At 66.7% G+C, this 19427-nt stretch carries 16 protein-coding genes; 6 read left to right on the top strand and 10 right to left on the bottom strand.

What is annotated here, in order from left to right; genetic code table 11:
* The 4 genes from tatB to OS124_RS0118505 all read right to left on the bottom strand — a co-directional run.
* Nucleotides 1-249: Sec-independent protein translocase protein TatB (gene tatB, locus OS124_RS0118490; RefSeq protein ID WP_010141374.1), on the bottom strand; the 249-nt coding region annotated here is incomplete at its 3' end.
* A 7-nt stretch (nucleotides 250-256) separates the two neighbouring features.
* A complete protein-coding gene (gene tatA, locus OS124_RS0118495; RefSeq protein ID WP_010141375.1) occupies nucleotides 257-472 on the bottom strand; it encodes a twin-arginine translocase TatA/TatE family subunit in 216 nt (71 codons plus the stop codon).
* Nucleotides 473-736: 264 nt separating this feature from the next.
* Complete coding sequence (locus OS124_RS0118500) at nucleotides 737-1819, bottom strand: ABC transporter ATP-binding protein (RefSeq protein WP_010141376.1); 1083 nt, start codon at nucleotides 1817-1819, stop codon at nucleotides 737-739.
* A gap of 99 nt (nucleotides 1820-1918) precedes the next feature.
* Nucleotides 1919-2698 (bottom strand): SDR family oxidoreductase, encoded by a 780-nt coding sequence (locus tag OS124_RS0118505; RefSeq protein ID WP_010141377.1) that lies wholly within the window; start codon nucleotides 2696-2698, stop codon nucleotides 1919-1921.
* Between the two features lie 144 nt (nucleotides 2699-2842).
* Here OS124_RS0118505 and OS124_RS0118510 point away from each other — a divergent pair, with 144 nt between their 5' ends.
* From OS124_RS0118510 to OS124_RS26220, 6 genes are all read left to right on the top strand, one after another.
* Nucleotides 2843-3901 (top strand): Hint domain-containing protein, encoded by a 1059-nt coding sequence (locus OS124_RS0118510; protein WP_010141378.1) that lies wholly within the window; start codon nucleotides 2843-2845, stop codon nucleotides 3899-3901.
* 263 nt (nucleotides 3902-4164) lie between these two features.
* On the top strand, nucleotides 4165-5772 hold the full coding sequence (locus OS124_RS0118515; RefSeq protein WP_010141379.1) for a peptide chain release factor 3: 1608 nt from the start codon (nucleotides 4165-4167) through the stop codon (nucleotides 5770-5772).
* A 38-nt stretch (nucleotides 5773-5810) separates the two neighbouring features.
* The gene (locus OS124_RS0118520; RefSeq protein WP_010141380.1) at nucleotides 5811-7562 is read left to right on the top strand and encodes a glycosyltransferase family 2 protein; all 1752 of its coding nucleotides are present in this window, start codon (nucleotides 5811-5813) and stop codon (nucleotides 7560-7562) included.
* Entirely contained in the window at nucleotides 7559-8533 is a 975-nt protein-coding gene (locus OS124_RS0118525) for a glycosyltransferase family 2 protein (protein WP_010141381.1), read from the top strand. The genes OS124_RS0118520 and OS124_RS0118525 overlap by 4 nt, the downstream gene beginning before the upstream one ends.
* A gap of 181 nt (nucleotides 8534-8714) precedes the next feature.
* The gene (locus OS124_RS0118530; protein ID WP_010141382.1) at nucleotides 8715-10331 is read left to right on the top strand and encodes a DEAD/DEAH box helicase; all 1617 of its coding nucleotides are present in this window, start codon (nucleotides 8715-8717) and stop codon (nucleotides 10329-10331) included.
* Nucleotides 10332-10621: 290 nt separating this feature from the next.
* Nucleotides 10622-11068, top strand: coding sequence for a PilZ domain-containing protein (locus OS124_RS26220; protein WP_010141384.1), 447 nt, complete (start codon nucleotides 10622-10624; stop codon nucleotides 11066-11068).
* On the opposite strand, the gene OS124_RS0118540 is transcribed toward OS124_RS26220, so the two are convergent.
* The 6 genes from OS124_RS0118540 to nuoL are packed head-to-tail and all read right to left on the bottom strand — an operon-like array spanning nucleotide 11037 to nucleotide 19427.
* The gene (locus OS124_RS0118540) at nucleotides 11037-12710 is read right to left on the bottom strand and encodes a ribonuclease J (protein ID WP_010141385.1); all 1674 of its coding nucleotides are present in this window, start codon (nucleotides 12708-12710) and stop codon (nucleotides 11037-11039) included. The genes OS124_RS26220 and OS124_RS0118540 overlap by 32 nt on opposite strands.
* A complete protein-coding gene (locus OS124_RS0118545) occupies nucleotides 12707-13486 on the bottom strand; it encodes a type III pantothenate kinase (RefSeq protein WP_010141386.1) in 780 nt (259 codons plus the stop codon). The genes OS124_RS0118540 and OS124_RS0118545 overlap by 4 nt, the downstream gene beginning before the upstream one ends.
* Nucleotides 13487-13514: 28 nt before the next feature.
* On the bottom strand, nucleotides 13515-14279 hold the full coding sequence (locus OS124_RS0118550; protein ID WP_010141387.1) for a biotin--[acetyl-CoA-carboxylase] ligase: 765 nt from the start codon (nucleotides 14277-14279) through the stop codon (nucleotides 13515-13517).
* Between the two features lie 7 nt (nucleotides 14280-14286).
* A complete protein-coding gene (nuoN, locus tag OS124_RS0118555; protein ID WP_010141388.1) occupies nucleotides 14287-15723 on the bottom strand; it encodes an NADH-quinone oxidoreductase subunit NuoN in 1437 nt (478 codons plus the stop codon).
* 18 nt (nucleotides 15724-15741) lie between these two features.
* The gene (locus OS124_RS0118560) at nucleotides 15742-17298 is read right to left on the bottom strand and encodes an NADH-quinone oxidoreductase subunit M (RefSeq protein WP_010141390.1); all 1557 of its coding nucleotides are present in this window, start codon (nucleotides 17296-17298) and stop codon (nucleotides 15742-15744) included.
* The gene (gene nuoL / locus OS124_RS0118565) at nucleotides 17298-19427 is read right to left on the bottom strand and encodes an NADH-quinone oxidoreductase subunit L (RefSeq protein WP_010141391.1); all 2130 of its coding nucleotides are present in this window, start codon (nucleotides 19425-19427) and stop codon (nucleotides 17298-17300) included. Before nuoL ends, OS124_RS0118560 begins: the two co-directional genes overlap by 1 nt.

Raw genomic sequence — 19427 nt, forward strand, 5'->3', positions numbered from 1 at the left:
CGGCTCCCGCACCTTGTCCATGCCGTATTTCGACGGGTTGGCGAGGCCCTTCAGGGTCTTGCCCGCGTCCTTCATGCCGGATTCGTTGGCCGCATCCTCCATGGCGCGGGAAAACTCGCGCGCCATGCCGCGGGCCTTGCCAACGAATTGCCCGAAAGAGCGGAACAGCCCCGGCAATTCCTTCGGCCCGACCACGATCAAGGCCACGATCCCGACCAGCAGGATCTCGGTTCCGCCCATACCGAACATGGACGGATCAGACCTTGTCCTTGGTTTCTTCCGGCGTCACGTCACGCGCGCTTTCGGACTTGTCGTCTTCCAGCTCGGCCGTGCTGTCGTTCACGCCTTTCTTGAAGGCGGTGATGCCCTTGCCGACTTCGCCCATCAGCGACGAGATCTTGCCGCGCCCGAAAAGCACCAGCACGACGACAGCGATGAGCAGCAGGCCCATTGGGCCGATGTTGTTCAGCATTTTTCAGCTCTCCCCTGATCCGGAGGTCATGCCTCCTTGGTCCCTGCGTATCTAATGACTCGCGAGGCGGGTTGAAAGAACCAATACACAGGGTGCCGGGATTTTTGACAGTACAGAGGTCTGCCCGCCAGGGCCGCGGCAACGCCGGTTCGCCCGCGCGCGCCGATGCCCCGCCATGACGCCGGGCCCCGACCGAGGTCGCGCAAAGGGCGCCCGGCCAGCGATCCGCCGGGGTTTCACGGCCGAAAACCGGCGAAACGGGGGCTAGCGGGCGGGAAAGACGAAACAGCGGTCGCGCCGGATCGACAGCCACAGCGGCTTGCCGGGACGCGGCAGGAAGACATTGGGCACCGTGGCGCGCAGGATCGAGCCATCGTGATCCATGCGGAATTCGACGAGGGACTCGTTGCCCATGAAACGGGCACGCTGCACCACGCCGCGCGCCGGGGTGCCCTGTTGCGGCGTCGGCAAGGGGCCGCGCCCCTCGCGGTCGAAGTCGATGCCGATGTGCTGCGGGCGGATGACGATCTCGACCTCGGCGCCGTCGGGCACGCCGGGGGCGAGGAACTGACCGAAGGGCGTTTCTGTCAGTGCACCCTGCACCCGCCCCCGGATCACGTTGATATCGCTGAAGAACGCCACCGCCGACTTGTCGCGGGGGGCGTTGTAGATATTGTAGGGCGCGCCCTGCTGCAGGATCTCTCCGCCGCGCATCAGGGCAATCTCGTCGGCCATGCGCATGGCCTCTTCCGGCTCATGGGTGACCAGCAACACCGCCGTGCCCTCATCCTTCAGCACATCCAGCGTCTGGTCGCGGATCTCGTCGCGCAGCCGGTTGTCGAGGCCGCTGAAGGGCTCGTCCATCAGCATCACCCGGGGGCGCGGCGCCAGGGCGCGGGCCAGGGCGACGCGCTGCTGCTCGCCGCCCGAGAGGTGATGCGGGTAGCTGTCGATATGGCGGGACATGTCAACCCGGGCCAGCAGCTCTTCGACGCGGGCGCGCTGCTGCGCCTTCGCACCGTCCAGCCCGAAGGCCACGTTCTCGGCCACCGTCAGATGCGGGAACAGCGCGAAGTCCTGGAACATCAGGCCGATGCGGCGCGCCTCGGGCGGAGTGAAGTGACGGTCGTCCGCCAGCACCTTTCCATCCACCAGGATGGCACCACTGTCCTGGGTCTCGACCCCCGCGATCATCCGCAGCGTGGTCGATTTGCCGCAGCCCGAAGGCCCCAGCAGGCAGGTCACCTGCCCCGGCTGCACCGAGAGGGAGACGTCGCGCACCACCGGCACCCCGCCGAAGGAGCGGCAGAGGTCGCGAATCTCAAGGCGCGGGATCTGGTCGGGCACTGGGGGAACCGTCCTGGCTTGCAAGCTCGGGCCGGGATAGCAGCCCCCCGTGGCCCGCGCAATCGCCGGGCCGCGGGAAGGGCCTCCCGGCCCCTCGCCTCAGAAGGTCGAGTTGAAGGCGCCACCGTCCAGCAGCACGTTCTGTCCGATCATGAAGGCCGCATGCTGCGAGCACATGAAGGCACAGGTCTGCCCGAAGGCCTCGGCGGTGCCGTAGCTGCGCGCCGGGATGCCGGCCATGCGCGCGGCGCGGGCCTCTTCCATGCTGATGCCCTGGGCCTTGACCACGCCACCGTCCAGCGAGGCCGCACGGTCGGTGTCATGGATGCCGGGCAGCAGGTTGTTGATCACCACGCCATCCGGCGCCACCTGGCGCGCGGTGCCGGCGACATAGCCGGTCAGCCCGGCGCGGGCCGAGTTCGACAGGCCAAGCTGGCCAATCGGGGATTTCACCGACTGCGAGGTGATGTTGACCACCCGGCCCCAGCCCTGGGCGATCATGCCCGGCAGCTGCGCCTTCATCAGCGCGATCGGGGTCAGCATGTTGGCATCCAGCGCCTTGATGAAATCCTCGCGCTGCCAGTCGGTCCACATACCCGGGGGCGGACCACCGGCGTTGGTCACCAGGATATCCACCTGGCCCGCAGCCTCGAGCACCGCGGCACGGCCCTCTTCGCTGACGATATCGGCGGCAATCGCCGTCACCTCGACACCATAGCGGCTGCGGATCTCCTCGGCCGTCGCCTCCAGCGCCTCGGCCCCGCGGGCGTTCAGCACCAGGTCGACGCCCGCCTCGGCCAGCGCCAGGGCGCAACCGCGCCCCAGTCCCTTCGACGAGGCCGTCACCAGTGCGCGCTTGCCCTTGATTCCCAGATCCATGCTTCTCTCTCCTGCCCTGCGGCGCCTCCGGCGGCGTCAACCATCCGGAAACTTTCCGCGAAATGATCCGTAACTTGCCCGTATGAAGCCACAATCGAGCTCTAGCTCTTCCAGCCGATACGGACGAGAGGTACCCTGCCCGCCATGAGCCCGCTTTCCAGCCAGACCCCGGCGATGCCGGCCACCGCAATTCCGGTCTTTCTAGCCTCCGCCCTCGCCGTCGTCCATGGCGTCAACGAGGGGGACGCCCTCTCGTTCGCCGATGAGCTGGTGCCCGACGACATCTACTGGTTCTCGCCCCGCACTCCGCAGTCCCGGATGATGGTCGAGATGCATGGCTCGGGAGAGATGCGCGTCGCCGAGGGCTCGCCCGCCGGCGTGCCGGGCATGGCGCTGCACCTGGACAGCTGCCTGATCTTCATGTCGCCCGACGGCACCACGACCGAGATCCTTGTCCTGGTGGCTGTCGACGAAGAGGGCGACGTGGACGAAGTCTATGCCCTGCCGCTGGCGCCGCTGCTGCCGCGTCACGACTACCGGCTGGTCGGCATCGACCGCCAGTCGGCGCCGCGCAAGTTCGCTGAGGTGGGTTGTGTCTCGTTCACCCGGGGCACGATGATCACCATGGCCTCCGGCGCCCAGAAACCCATCGAGGCGCTGGAACCCGGTGACCGGGTGCTGACCCGCGACCACGGCGCGCAGGAGGTCCGCTGGATCGGCCAGATGACCCACCGGGCAACGGGCGAATTCGCCCCCATCGTGATCCGCGCCGGGGTGCTGTCGAATACCGACGACCTGGTGGTCAGCCCCGAACACCGGCTGTTCATCTACCAGCGCCAGGATGCGCTCGGCCTGGGCCGCAAGGAGGTGCTGGTACGCGCCCGCCACCTGGTCAACGGCGACACGATCTATCGCCAGGACGGCGGCTTCGTGGATTACTTCCAGCTGCTCTTCGACCGGCACGAGATCATCTATGCCGAGGGCATCGCTGCCGAAACCCTGCTGCTGGACACCCGCACCATCGCCGCCCTGCCCCCCGAGATCGACCCCGAGCTGGGCCGCACCCTGGCCCGCGCCCTGCCCCAGCACCACCGAACCGCGCTGGCCTTCGAGGTCGCTCCGACCACGCTCGAGCGTCCCGATGCGCTGAAGCTGCTGCGCGAGGCGACCCGGGGGCAGCTTCCGCCCGACCGGCGGCATTGAAACTCAACAGGGGATGGGGGCGCTGCCCCCGTCCGCCGGGGCGGACTCCCCCGCAGTATTTCCAGCCGTCGGATGAACAGGACATTGCCCCTGCATCCATCCGACGGCTGAAAATACTGCCGCCGGAGGCTTCCGCCCCCTCCAGCCGCGCCGGGGCGGGCTGTTCCGGGCACTCCGGCGCCAGGTCCCGCCCCCCCTGCAGGCAGGCCGGCCCCCAGGCGGCGCGCGCTTGCCCTTTTCCCGATCCCTGATATATGCGCCCCATGCTGGACACGCCCTCGAACCGCCCCGAATTGCCGCCCGAAATTGCCCGTCGCCGGACCTTCGCGATCATCTCGCACCCGGACGCCGGCAAGACGACCCTGACCGAAAAGTTCCTGCTTTACGGTGGCGCCATCCAGATGGCCGGACAGGTGCGCGCCAAGGGTGAGGCGCGGCGCACGCGGTCGGACTTCATGCAGATGGAAAAGGACCGGGGCATCTCGGTCTCGGCCTCGGCAATGTCCTTCGATTTCAAGACCTTCCGCTTCAATCTCGTCGACACGCCCGGCCACTCGGACTTTTCCGAAGACACCTACCGGACGCTGACGGCGGTCGATGCGGCGGTGATGGTGATCGACGGCGCCAAGGGGGTGGAGAGCCAGACCCAGAAGCTGTTCGAGGTCTGCCGCCTGCGCGACCTGCCGATCCTGACCTTCTGCAACAAGATGGACCGCGAGAGCCGCGACACCTTCGACATCATCGACGAGATCCAGGAAAACCTGGCGATCGACGTCACTCCGGCCTCCTGGCCGATCGGCGTGGGTCGGGATTTCCTCGGCTGCTACGACATGCTGCACGACCGGCTGGAGCTGATGGACCGTGCCGACCGCAACAAGGTGGCCGAGTCGATCAAGATCGCGGGGCTGGACGATCCCAAGCTGGCCGACCACGTGCCCGCCGACCTGCTGGAGAAGCTGCGCGAAGAGGTCGAGATGGCCCGCGAGCTGCTGCCCGCCTTTGACCGCCAGGCGCTGCTGGAGGGCACGCTGACGCCGATCTGGTTCGGCTCGGCGATCAACTCCTTCGGGGTCAAGGAACTGATGGATGGCATCGGCCGCTACGGCCCCGAGCCGCAACCGACCGCTGCCGAGCCGCGCCAGATCGCGCCGGAAGAGACAAAGGTCTGCGGCTTTGTCTTCAAGGTGCAGGCCAACATGGACCCCAAGCACCGCGACCGCGTCGCCTTCGTGCGCATGTCCTCGGGGCATTTCAAGCGCGGCATGAAGCTGACCCATGTGCGCACCAAGAAGCCCATGGCGATCTCGAACCCGGTGCTCTTCCTCGCCTCGGACCGCGAGCTGGCCGAGGAGGCCTGGGCCGGCGACATCATCGGCATTCCGAACCACGGCCAGCTGCGCATCGGCGACACGCTGACCGAGGGCGAGGCGCTGCGCGTCACCGGCATCCCCTCTTTCGCGCCGGAGCTGCTGCAGGGCGTGCGGGCGGGTGATCCGATGAAGGCCAAGCACCTGGAAAAGGCGCTGATGCAATTTGCCGAGGAAGGCGCGGCCAAGGTCTTCAAGCCCTCCATCGGGTCGGGCTTCATCGTCGGCGTCGTCGGCGCGCTGCAGTTCGAGGTCCTCGGCAGCCGGATCGAGCTGGAATACGGCCTGCCGGTCCGCTTCGAGCCCAGCCAGTTCACCTCGGCCCGCTGGGTGCATGGTGACCGGCTGGCGGTGGACAAGTTCGTCAACGCCAACAAGCAGCACATCAGCTACGACCACGACGGCGACGTGGTCTACCTGACCCGCCTGCAATGGGACATCGACCGGGTGGCGCGCGACTACCCCGAGATCACCCTCTCGGCGACGAAAGAGATGATGGTCTGACCCTTGCCGGGTCTTCCCGGCCCGGGCATTCTGCCGCCATGAGCGAGACCTCGACATATGGCGGCTTCCACCGGATCGTGACCCAGATGGAGGGGCGTCTCGCGCCCCTTCACTATGGCCCCGGAGAGGCCCTGCCGCCCGAGGATCTGGACTTTGCCCCGCTGAAGTCAGAGCGGGTCACGCCGCTGGCCGAGAAGCCGACGCTGGCCTCTTCGACCTACCTGCAGAAATGGGGCGAGCTGTGCGAGGACTTCGCCGGGCAGCCCCTCCTGCTGGCCCTGCATGGCCTGCTGATCGCCAACCTGCGCCGTCGCAAGCAGCCGGTGCAGACGGCCCCCCTCTTCCTGAGGATGTGGCGAGAAGAGGCTGATTTCCTTCTGGAAAACCTGGATGCCCGCTGGAAGGTCTCGGCCCTGACCACCTTCGGGGACCATGGCGCGACAGAGGTGCAGCGCCGCCTTGGCCAGTCGCTGACCATGCTCTTCTCGATGATGAAGCTCTATGAGACCGAGCGGCTGCACTCCGGTGCGGAGCCCTGGCAGGCGCATCCCGAGAAGCAGCGCCGCCCGCGTCGCCTGGCGATGGCGATGGACGCCTATTCCATCCACTCCGGCGGACTGGACGTGAACCTGCTGGGACGCCTCTGGGAGGAATCGCAGCGCGATGCGCTGATCCGCCCGCTGGCCCAGGACCTGCTGGTGCAGCTCGAGGGGGACGAGCGCAACGTCTTCCACCGGTTTGCCGCCATGCGCGAGGCCGCCGGCCCCGACCCCGAGCGCGAGGCGCGACGGTATCTCTCGGCCCGGCCCTTCCGGCGCGAGGACACCCGCGCCTCGACCTCGCGGCTGGACAAGCAGACCGACCCCGCGAAGATCCGCTGGGGCCTCGTCACCACCGCCGCCGCGCCGCTGCCCGAGCTTGCCCGCTTCGCCGCTTATCACCTCGAGCTGGGGGCGTCGCAGCTGGATCTCTACCTCGATGACCCGGACCCGCAGGCGCTGGCCTTCCTGGCGGGCGATCCGCGCCTCCGGGTCACCGCCTGCGATGCAGCCTACTGGCAGGCCGAGGGGATCGCACGCCCCGAGGATCACCGCCAGCGCCAGTGTCACAACGCGCAGCGCAGCTACGAGGCCTCGGGGCTGGATTTCCTCGGCCATGTCGACGTGGACGAGTTCCTGATGCCGCCTTGCCCGATGGAATGGCTGCTGGCCTTCCTGCCGCCCCGCCTCGCCGCGCTGCGCTTTCCTTCTGCCGAGCTGCTGGCCGGCAGCGACCGCCACTTCAAGCTGACCGCCGAGGCGGCGGGGCATGGCTCCTACGCGCTGCCCGCCGTCTACCCGACCTTCGGAGAGCACCTGAAGGGCGGGTTCATCAGTCACACCACCGGCAAGACCCTGGCCCGCACCGGGCTGCGCGACGTGAAGGTCAACCTGCACCGGGTCAACAAGCGCGGCGCGCCGATCCAGAATGTGGCGGACGTTCTGGCAGGCTATGTCGGCCATGCCCATGTCGGCAGCTTCGAGGATTTCCGCGCCCGGATGGCCTTCCGCATGGCGCGGGGCAGCTACCGCAAGCACCCGGAGCGCTTCGGCCTGCATGACGTGCTGGAGGTCACCTTCGAGACCGAGGGCGACGCCGGGCTGGCCCGGCTGTTCGACGAGGTCTGCGCCGACAGCCCCGCGCTGCGCGCCCGCCTCGAGCGCCACGGGATGCTGTTCACCCGCGACCTCGACCTCGACGCGCGCTGCCGCCGGGTCTTCGGACGGCTGCCCGAAGAGATGCCGGCATGAGCGGCAGCGCGTCCTGGGCCCTCGTCTCGACGATCAAGGCGCCGTTGACAGGGGTGCTCGACTTCGCCGCCTGGCACCTCGAGCTTGGGGCGAAGCGGCTGCACATCTACCTCGACGATCCCGAGGATCCGGCCTATCCGGTCCTGAAGGCCCACCCCCGCATCCGCGCGGTGCGCTGCGATGACGCCCACTGGCGCCGGGTCGCGCCGAAGGGCCGCCCCCAGACCCACCAACTGCGCCAGGTCGCCAATGCAAGCCATTGCTACAACAGGAAGAACAGCCACGACTGGCTGGGCCATATCGACGTGGACGAATTCCTGTTCCCCGAGGGCGACATGGGCCGGATCCTCGCGGCCCTGCCAGTGGACGTGACCTCGGCCCGGCTGCGTCCGATGGAGGTGCTGGCCCCCGGCGACACCCCCGACGGGGTCACCCGCTTCCGCGCCTTCGCCCTGCCCCTGGCACGGCGCCACGCCCAGACCGACCGCATCTACCCCGAGTTCGGGCGCTGGCTGAACGGCGGGATGCTGTCCCATGTGGCGGGCAAGCTGTTCCTGCGCGCCGGGCTGCCGCAGGTGCGGTTCCGCATCCACAAGGCACTGAGCGCGGGCACCGAACTGGCAGAAGCGACAGAGCTGGCGCAGGTGCCCCTTGGCCATCTGCACGCGCCGGACTGGGACAGCTGGCACCGGCACTACCGCTTCCGCCTGGCGCGGGGGGCCTACCGGGCCGAGCTGAAGCCGATGCGCCCGGCTTTCGAGGACAGCCTCAGCCTGCACGACCTGCTGTCGCGGCTGGAAGAGACAGAGGGCGAAGCCGGCCTGCGCCGCTTCTTCACCGAGGTCTGCACCGACACCCCTGCCCTGCGCCGCGCCCTCGCCGCCGAGGGGCTGCTGCACGAGGTTCCCATGGACCTTGCACGCCTTCGCATGCAGCATTTCCCCTCAGCGGCCTCCCCGAAGACGGCCTGATCCCGGGGGAAACCCTCTGTTTCCGGTCAGCTCAGGCCTCAACAGCCCACGCTGATTGACCTTTTGAGCAATCTGAGCTATGTGCCGGGCACAGTCGCGCCTCTTCCGGGCGCAGCGGGTCCGACCGACCCGGGACGACAGACGCAGCGGGCCCGAGAGTGTCCGTACAAAACGGATACATATGACAAAGTTCTCTGATCTCGACCTGGACCCCAAGGTCCTGAAAGCCATTGCAGATGCTGGCTACGAATCCCCGACGCCGATCCAGGCCGGGGCCATCCCCCACGCGCTTGCCGGCAAGGATGTCCTCGGCATCGCCCAGACCGGGACCGGCAAGACCGCCTCGTTCACCCTGCCGATGATCACCCGCCTGGCCAAGGGCCGGGCCCGGGCGCGGATGCCGCGCTCGCTGGTGCTCTGCCCGACGCGCGAGCTGGCGGCGCAGGTGGCCGAGAATTTCGACACCTACACCAAGTACATGAAGCTGACGAAGGCCCTGCTGATCGGCGGCGTCTCCTTCAAGGAGCAGGAAGCGCTGATCGACCGTGGCGTCGACGTGCTGATCGCCACCCCCGGCCGCCTGCTGGACCACTTCGAGCGCGGCAAGCTGCTGCTGACCGGCGTGCAGATCATGGTGGTGGACGAAGCCGACCGGATGCTCGACATGGGCTTCATCCCGGATATCGAACGCATCTTCAGCCTGACGCCCTTCACCCGTCAGACGCTGTTCTTCTCGGCCACCATGGCGCCCGAGATCGAACGGATCACCAATACCTTCCTTTCCAACCCCGAGCGCATCGAGGTTGCCCGCCAGGCCACCACCGGCGAGAACATCCAGCAGCAGGTCGTGATGTACAAGGCCTCGCGCAAGGATCGCGAAGGCTCCGAGAAGCGGCGCATCTTGCGGCAGATCATCGACATGGAAGGAGACAGCCTGACCAATGCGATCGTCTTCTGCAACCGCAAGACCGATGTGGATGTCACCGCCAAGTCGCTGAAGAAATACGGCTACGACGCGGCGCCCATCCACGGTGACCTGGACCAGTCCCAGCGGACCCGCACCCTGGACGGCTTCCGCGACGGCTCTCTCAAGATCCTCGTGGCCTCGGACGTGGCGGCACGCGGCCTGGACGTGCCTTCGGTCAGCCATGTGTTCAACTTCGACGTGCCCTCGCATTCCGAGGACTACGTGCACCGCATCGGCCGTACCGGCCGCGCGGGCCGCAAGGGCAAGGCCGTGATGATCTGCGTGCCCCGCGACGAGAAGAACCTGGCCGATATCGAGAAGCTGGTCGAGAAAGAGATCCCGCGTCTTGAACTGCCCGGCGTGAAGTCCCCTGCCCCCGCAGCTGCCGAGGCCGTCGAGGACGAGGCCCCCAAGCCCGCCCGTTCGCGCTCGCGCACCCGGTCGCGCAAGCCCAAGGACGAGACCGTCGAGGCCCAGGCAGAGGGCCCCAAGGCCGAGGCACAGGTGTCCGAAACCAAGTCCGAGACCAAGTCGGGCGCCAACACCGACGAAAAGCCCGCCCGCAGCCAGCGCGCGCCCCGCAAGGAGAGCCCCGCGAAGGCCGAGGAGACGTCGCGCGACGCCGCCCGTGAATCTGGCCGTGAGTCTGGTCGCGACAATGCGCGCGAGTCTGGCCGCACCGAGCAGAACCGCGATCAGGGCAGCAAGTCCTCGCGCAGCAGCTCGCGTGGCAAACGTGGCAGCGGTAGCAACGACAGCAAGGTCGTGGGCATGGGCGATCACATGCCCAGCTTCATCGCCCTCAGCTTCGAGCAGCGCCGCGCCAGCTGAGGCCGAGCGGAGAGAGAGTGCGAAGGGCCGCCCCATGGGCGGCCTTTTGCGTTTGCACCCTCCGTCATGACAGCGTCATGATCGCCCATATCGGGCAACGATGACCCCAACGACCTCTTACCTCCTCTGCACGGCGCCGCGCAGCGGCAGCCCCCTGTTGTGCAGCCTGCTGGCCGCGCCCCGCTGGCAGGGGCTGGCGCGAATTGCCGCCAATTGGCGTCAACTCACCGAACCCCGTTCAACCTTCGCTAACCCGCAGGCGCCACACTCTGCCCGAAGGAGTGACCGGCATGAGTATCGTCCTACCCCCGGAAAACCAGCGCAACCGGCGCCAGCATGCGCGCTACCCGCTGCGGCGGCCCTGTACGCTGACGTTCCGCGACCGCTCGCTCAGCTGCATGCTGGTCGACATCTCGCTTGGCGGTGCCGGGGTCGAGCTGCCGATGCACGTCAGCAACTATGGCGGCTTCGAAGGGCTGCGTTTTCAGCTCCCCGGCGTGCTTCAGTTCCGCTCGGACCTGCGGTGGAGCATCGACCGACGCCTCGGGATGCAATTTGCGCCGGTGGCCCATCGGTCACCGGCGCTTCTGAAACTTCTGGCAGGGCTTGAGCAGGCCGCGCTGGACGGCACCCTGGAAATAGAGGCTGACAGCGCCGGATTTGCCCGGGTTCTCACCCGGGGGCATCCGAAACAGCTGTTCCCTCTCAGCTGGTCAGCCGCGAGACGACAACCGTAACCTCGGGCTTCTTGCCGATCTCGTCATTGGCGGTGTTGCGCACCACGCGGCGCAGCGCCTCTTCCAGCTTGTCGTCGTCGCGCAGGGTCTTGGCGTCGGCACGGCCGAGGAACTGGCTCAGGTCGCCTTCCAGCACATCGCTGAGCGGCGCCTTCGAGCGGCCCACCTCGGGCAGGCCCATGATGTCGCACCAGGGATCTCCCAGGGGCTCGTCCTGCTCGTCCAGCACGGCGGTGACGGTCACATGGCCGTTCAGCGCCATGCGGATCCGGTCGCGCACGATGCCGTCGAGGAAACCGATCTGGACCGACCCGTCGAGGTAGGTGCGCCCGGTCTCGATATGCTCGACCACCTTCGGGGCATTGCCCGAGAGGTCCAGCATCATGCCATTGACGCAGACCTCGGCAGCGCGGCCGGCGGCCATGGCGATCTTGGCATGTTCGCGCAGGTGGCGGTGCTCGCCGTGCATCGGGATCACCATCTGCGGCTGGGTGACCTGGTGCATGGTTTCCAGGTCGGGCCGGTTGGCGTGGCCCGAGACATGGTAACGGCCCGAACTGTCATCCACCACGTCCACGCCCAGCTCGGAGAGCTGGTTCATGATCGCGATCACGCCCTTCTCGTTGCCCGGAATGGTCTTGGACGAGAACAGGAACAGGTCGCCCTCTTGCAGCGAGATGCCGTGATGCTTGCCGCGCGCCAGCTGCGCCGAGGCGGCCCGGCGTTCGCCCTGGCTGCCGGTGACGATCATCATCAGGTTCTCGCGCGGGATGTCCCGGGCCTCTTCAGGGCTGACGACCTTGGGGAAGGAGGCCAGCACGCCGGTCTCGATCGAGGCTTCGACCATGCGGCGCATGGCCCGGCCCAGAAGGCAGATCGAGCGCCCTGCCCGCTCCCCGGCCTCGGCCAGGGTGCGCACGCGAGCGACGTTCGAGGCGAAGGTGGTGGCGATCACCATGTTCTTCGCTTCGGCCACCAGCTTCTCGACCTCGGGGCCGACCTCGGCCTCGGAGCGGCCGGGGTTGGGGCTGAAGACGTTCGTGCTGTCGCAGACCAGTGCCTTGACGCCGGGCCTGGCGACCTCGGCCCAGAGATCCGGGTCCCAAGCCTCGCCGACCAGCGGGTTCGGGTCCAGCTTGAAGTCGCCGGTATGCAGCACGCGGCCCGCCGGACTGTCGATCACCAGCCCCGAGCTTTCGGGGATCGAGTGAGAGATCGGCAGGAAGCCCAGGGTGAAGGGCCCCAGCTTGACGGTCTCGGGCCAGGCCGAGACGGTGGTCACGGCCTCGGGGCCGACGCCGTATTCGTTCAGCTTGTGGCGGGCGATATTCGCGGTGAAGGCGCGGCAATAGATCTTCGGCTTGCCGAGGCGATCATAGAGGTGCCCGACGGCGCCGACGTGATCCTCGTGGGCGTGGGTGATCACCACCGCCTCCAGCCGGTCGCGGTTCTGCTCCAGCCAGGTGATGTCGGCAAAGATCAGGTCGACGCCGGGGGTGGTGTCCATGTCAGGGAAGGCAACACCGATGTCGACGAGGATCAGCCGCTCCTGCCCCGGTTTGCCGTAGCCGTAGACATAGGCATTCATCCCGATCTCGCCGGCGCCGCCCAGGGGCAGATAGATCAGCCGTTCGTTGCTCATGTGGTTTCCAATGTCTGGTTATGGTCGTGGATGATCCTGAGGCCATGGATGGTCAGGAATTCATCGAAATGGTCGAAGAGCGTATCGCCCTGCTGGAACAGCGGTGCAAGCCCCCCGGTCGAGATAATCTTCATCGGGCGTGCATATTCGCCCTTGATACGGTCGCAAATGCCGCGAACCAGGCCGACATAGCCCCAGAAGACGCCGGATTGCATGCAGGCAACGGTATTGGTGCCGATCACCTGCTGCGGCTTGGTGACATCCACATGGGGCAGCGCGGCGGCGGCCTCGTGCAGGGCCTGCAGCGAGAGGTTGACGCCCGGCGCGATCACTCCGCCGACGTAGGCGCCATCCTCGGCCACGACATCGAAGGTGGTGGCAGTGCCGAAATCGACGACGATCAGGTCACCGCCGTAGCGGTCGAAGGCGCCGGCGGTATTGACCAGCCGGTCGGGACCGACCTGCGTGCCCTCGTCGACGCGGGGCTGGCGCGGCAGGGCGCATTCGGGCTTGCCGACGACCAGCGGGCGGCAGTTGAAGTAGCGGTCCGCCAGAACGCGCAGGTTGAACACCACCCGCGGCACGGTCGAGCTGATGATCACCGCGTCGATGTCCATCGGGATCCTGTGATGCGCCAGCAGCGTCGAGATCCAGACATAGTACTGGTCAGCGGTCCGCTGATGCTCGGTCGAGGTGCGCAGGGTGCAGAGAAAGCTCTCTCCGTCCCAGATCGAGAAGACCGTGTTTGTATTGCCGCAATCGATGGCCAGAAGCATGGGTTTCTCCCCCCCCTTCAGGATGGCGTCAGGCGCCGAAATGGATATCCGCAGCCGCGATGACATGACGTGTCTCGCCCGCTGAAAGCACAAGCTGGCCCTCGGCGTCCACGGTTTCGAAGATGCCGGTCAGCTCATGGGTGCCGAAGCGGGCCGTGACCGGTTGGCCGATCCGTGCCGCCCGGGCCATCCAGGCCGCGCGCACGGGGGCGAAGCCGTCGCGGATCAGCACGCCCTCCCAGTGGGCGAAGGCGGGGGCGAGGGCATCCAGCAGCTCTTCCGGGGTGACACGCACGCCCAGCTCGTCCAGCAGCGAGACCGGGCGCAGGGCGCGGGCCTCGACCGCCTCGGCGCCCGGTGCCTGGGCCAGGTTCACGCCGATGCCGATGGACAGGCCGGCGGCGCGATTGCCCCGGCTCATGGTCTCGAGCAGGATGCCGGCCAGCTTGCCGCCGTTCAGCAGCACGTCGTTGGGCCATTTCAGCGCGAAGGGCTCGGCCCGGCCGGTGAGGGCGACAAGCGCGTCATGCAGGGCCAGCGAGGTGGTGAAGCTGCGCAGCGCCAGCAGGCGCGGATCGGCCTGCATGGGCGCCACATGGTTGGCGGCGAAGTTGCCCGCGGGATGCACCCATGCCCGGCCCCGCCTGCCCCGCGCCGCACTTTGATGCAGCGCCAGGATCCACAGCGGAGAGGCCAGATCGGCAAAGCGCCGTCTGGCCTCGTCCAGGGTGCTGTCCGTCTCTGCCAGCACCACCCGGCCGGTGCCGGGTGGCCAGGTGTCAGGCGCGCTCAAGGCGGTCTCAGTTCACCAGGGTCAGCGAGGCCGCCTGAGCGATCCCCTCGACCCCGAAGAGGTTCACCACACCAAGCAGCATGATCGCCGCCGAGGCCATGAGGAACCCGAACAGCAGCGGGCTGCGCGGCTTGTCGAGCGGCTCGCCCGCCTCGCCGAAGTACATGTAGAAGACGATGCGCAGGTAGTAGAAGGCACCGATGACCGAGGCGATCACGCCCAGCACCGCCAGCCACACCAGGCCCGCGTCATAGGCGGCGCGCAGCACGTAGAACTTGCCGAAGAAGCCGACCAGCGGCGGCACGCCGGCCAGCGAGAACATCAGGATCAGCAGCGCCAGCGCCCGGCCCGGATAGGCGGTCGAGTACATGTTCAGCGCCGCCAGGTCGGTGACCGGCTGGCCGTCGCGCTCCATCGACAGGATGAAGGCGAAGACGCCAAGGTTCATCACGATGTAGATCGCCATGTAGATCAGCATGGCCTGCACGCCGAAGGCGGTGCCCGAGGCCAGACCCATCAGGGCAAACCCCATGTGGGTGATCGAGGAATAGGCCATCAGGCGCTTGATGTTGGTCTGGCCGATGGCGGCGATCGAGCCGAGGAACATCGACAGCACCGAGATCAGCGCGATCACCTGTTGCCAGTCGGCAGTGATGCCACCGAAGGCCGAATGCACCACGCGGGCAAACAGGGCCATGGCGGCCACCTTCGGCGCGGTGGCGAAGAAGGCGGTGATCGGGGTCGGCGCGCCCTCGTAGACGTCCGGGGTCCACATGTGGAACGGCACGGCCGAGACCTTGAAGGCCAGGCCCGAGATCATGAAGACCAGGCCGAACAGCAGGCCGAGCGGCGCATGACCCTCACCCGCGGCTTCGATGATGCCCGAGAACAGCGTGGTGCCCGAGAAGCCGTAGACCAGCGAAGCGCCATAGAGCAGCATCCCCGAAGAGAGCGAGCCCAGCACGAAGTACTTCAGGCCGGACTCGGTCGACTTGATGCTGTCGCGGCGCAGCGAGGCGACGACATAGAGGGAAAGCGACATCAGTTCGAGGCCCATGTAGAGCACGATCAGGTCCCCGGCCGAGACCATGACCATCATGCCCACGACCGCGAGGGTCACCAGCACCGGGTACTCGAAGTTGGCGACCTGACGACGGGCCAGGTACTCCTGCCCCATGACCAGCACGGCGGCGGCCGAGAGCAGGATCGCCACCTTGGCGAAACGGGCGAAGCCGTCGGCGTTAAAGGTGCCGCCGAAGGCGGTCTGGCCGACCTCGCGCGAGCCGACCCAGAGGGCGAGCAGCACGAAGACCAGCGCGGTGATCCATGTCAGCGGCGCGGTCAGCTTGTCCTTGCCGGTATAGACCGCGCCAACCAGCGCGAGCATCGCGAAGATGGCCAGGATAATCTCTGGCAGGATGATGTTCAGATCAGCCTGAAGCATTGTCTTACGGCCTCCGGATCAGTGCGATGCGGCCACGACCGCCCCGTGATCGCCGAGGCGATCCGCGGCAGCCAGCGCGGTTTCATGGTGGCTCAGGAGTTCTTCGACCGAGGGGCCGATGATATCCGTCACGAGGCTGGGATAGACGCCCAGCAGAAGGGTCATGGCGACGAGCGGGGCGAAGATCCACTTCTCGCGCGCGGTCATGTCGGTGATCGACTTCAGGCTCTCCTTGATCAGGTCGCCCATGACGACCCGACGGTAGAGGTACAGCGCATAGGCCGCCGAGAAGATCACCCCCGAGGTCGCGAAGAGAGCGATCCAGGTATTGGCCTGGAAGGCGCCCATCAGGGTCAGGAACTCACCGACGAAGCCCGAGGTGCCCGGCAGGCCGACGTTGGCCATGGTGAAGAACATGAAGATCAGCGCATAGGCGGGCATCCGGTTCACCAGGCCGCCGTAGGCCTCGATGTCGCGGGTGTGCATGCGGTCGTAGATCACGCCGACGCAGAGGAAGAGAGCGCCCGAGATGAAGCCGTGGCTGATCATCTGGAAGATCGCGCCGTCCAGCCCCTGCTGGTTGGCCGAGAAGATGCCCATGGTCACGTAGCCCATGTGGGCCACCGAGGAATAGGCGATCAGCTTCTTCATGTCTTCCTGCACCAGCGCCACCAGCGAGGTGTAGACGATCGCGATGGCCGAGATGCCGAGGATGAAGGTCGACATCACGTCCGCGCCCACGGGGAACATCGGCAGGCTGAAGCGCAGGAAGCCATAGCCGCCCATCTTCAGCAGGATCGCCGCCAGGATCACCGAACCTGCGGTCGGCGCCTGCACGTGGGCGTCCGGCAGCCAGGTGTGGACCGGCCACATCGGCATCTTCACCGCGAAGGAGGCGAAGAAGGCCACGAAGAGCAGAGTCTGCATCCCGCCCGTGATGGTCATGCCCAGCACCGACAGCGGCGACGAGGAGAAGTCATGCGTCAGCAGCGTCGGAATGTCGGTGGTGCCCGCGTCGGCGAACATTGCCACCATGGCGACCAGCATCAGCACCGAGCCGAGGAAGGTGTAGAGGAAGAACTTGAAGCTGGCATAGATGCGGTTCTTGCCGCCCCAGATGCCGATGATCAGGAACATCGGGATCAGTGAGGCCTCGAAGAAGAGGTAGAACAGCACCAGGTCCAGCGCCATGAAGACGCCGAGCATCAGCGTCTCCAGCAGCAGGAAGGCCATCATGTATTCCTTCACCCGCTTGCTGACGTCCCAGGACGACCAGATGGTCAGCGGCATGATGAAGGTGGTGAGCAGCACGAAGAGAACCGAGATCCCGTCGACGCCCATCTTGTACTTGAGACCCAGCAGCCAGTCGCGTTCCTCGACGAACTGCATGCCGGTGTTCGAGGCATCGAAGCCCGCCAGGATGAACAGCGACACGAGGAAGGTCAGCGAGGTGGCGATCAGCGCCACCCACTTGGCATTGCGCTGAGCTGCCTTGTCCTCACCCCGCAGGAACACGCCCAGGATCACCGCGGCGATCGCGGGCATGAAGGTGACGATGGAGAGAAGATTGCTCATTATTCGGCCCCTCCGGTCATCGTCATCCAGGTCACGAAGACCGCGATGCCGATCACCATGGCAAATGCGTAGGTGAAGATGTAGCCGGACTGGGCACGACCGGCGAGCCGGGTGAAGAAGGGGATGATCCCCATGGCCAGCCCGTTGATGCCGCCATCGACGATCTTGCCGTCACCACCTTTCCAGAACAGGCGTCCGATCCAGAAGGCGGGGCGCACGAAGATCACGTGGTAGAGCTCGTCGAAGTACCATTTGTTCAGCAGGAACAGGTAGAGCGGACGGTTCACCTCGGCGACGCGCGCCGCCATGCCGGGGCGCTTGATGTACATGACCCAGGCGGTCAGGAAGCCCAGCACCATGGCGACGAAGGGGCTGACCTTGACCCAGGTGGGGGCATGGTGCGCCTCGTCCATGACGTGGTTGTCGGGGGCCATGAAGATCGCGCCCTGCGGTGCCATCCCGGCTTCGGCCACCGCGTGGCCGGCCTCGGCGCCCTCTTCCGTAGCCGCCGCAGCCTCTGCGCCGTGATCGGCCTCTTCGCCGTGGCTCTCGGAGGCGACAACGGTCCCCTCTTCGCCATGCTCTGCGGCTTCCGCGTGATGCGGGATGCCGAAGAAGGCGTTCACCTTGTCATGGTCGCCGAAGAACGAGCCGTACCACAGTATGCCCGAGAAGATCGCGCCAAGCGACAGGACGCCGAGCGGGATCAGCATGACTTTCGGGCTTTCATGGGCATGGTCATGGGTGTGCTTGTCGCCCCGCGCCTCGCCGTAGAAGGTCAGGAAGATCAGCCGCCACGAGTAGAAGCTGGTGAACAGCGCCGCGATGACCAGCATCCAGAAGGCATAGCCGCCCATGGTGCCCGCCCAGGCGCTCTCGATGATCGCGTCCTTGGACAGGAAGCCGGCGAAGCCGATATGGGTCAGCGGGATGCCGACGCCGGTGATCGCCAGGGTGCCGATCATCATGGCCGCGAAGGTGTAGGGGATCTTCTTGCGCAGGTTGCCGTAGTTCCGCATGTCCTGCTCGTGGTGCATCGCGTGGATGACCGAGCCGGCACCGAGGAAGAGCATGGCCTTGAAGAAGGCATGCGTCAGCAGGTGGAACATGGCGGCCGAGTAGACGCCGACACCGGCGGCGACGAACATGTAGCCGAGCTGCGAACAGGTCGAATAGGCGATGACGCGCTTGATGTCGTTCTGCACCAGGCCCACCGTCGCCGCGAAGAAGGCTGTGGTGGCACCGAGGAAGGTGACGAAGGCCATCGTCTCGGGGGCGTATTCCATCAGCGGCGACATGCGGCAGACCAGGAAGACACCGGCGGTGACCATGGTCGCCGCGTGGATCAGCGCCGACACCGGGGTCGGGCCTTCCATGGCGTCCGGCAGCCAGGTGTGCAGGAACAGCTGCGCCGATTTGCCCATGGCACCGATGAACAGCAGGAAGGCGATCAGGTTGGCCGCGTTCCACTCGCGCCACAGGAAGTGCAGCGAGGTATCCGCCAGCGTCGCGCCGGAGGCAAAGATCACGTCCAGGCTGATGCTGTCGGTCAGGTAGAACAGCGCGAAGATGCCAAGCGCGAAGCCGAAGTCACCGACACGGTTCACGACGAAGGCCTTCATGGCGGCGGCACCGGCCGAGGGCTTCTTGTAGTAGAAGCCGATCAGCAGGTACGAGGCCACGCCCACGCCTTCCCAGCCGAAGAACATCTGCACCAGGTTGTCCGAGGTCACCAGCGCCAGCATCGAGAAGGTGAAGAAGCTGAGGTAGGCGAAGAACCGGGGGCGGTATTCCTCGCCCTGCTTGAAGTTCTCGTCATGGGCCATGTAGCCGAAGCTGTAGAGGTGGACCAGCGCCGAGACGGTGGTCACGACGATCAGCATGATCGAGGTCAGACGATCCAGGCGGATGCCCCAGGAGGTCGAGAGAGAGCCGCTCTCGATCCAGCGCAACAGCTCGATATGCTGCACCTCGTCGGGGGTGGTGAAGAAGGTGATCCAGCTCAGCAGGCAGACCAGGAACAGCACGCCGGTGGTCAGCACCTGCGCGCCCTTCACGCCGATCAGCCGCCAGCCGAAGCCGGCGATGATGGCGCTGAACAGCGGCGCGAGAAGAATGATGGGGACCAT

Source organism: Oceanicola sp. S124 (assembly GCF_000220565.1).
In the GTDB taxonomy this organism is placed as follows: domain Bacteria; phylum Pseudomonadota; class Alphaproteobacteria; order Rhodobacterales; family Rhodobacteraceae; genus Pseudooceanicola.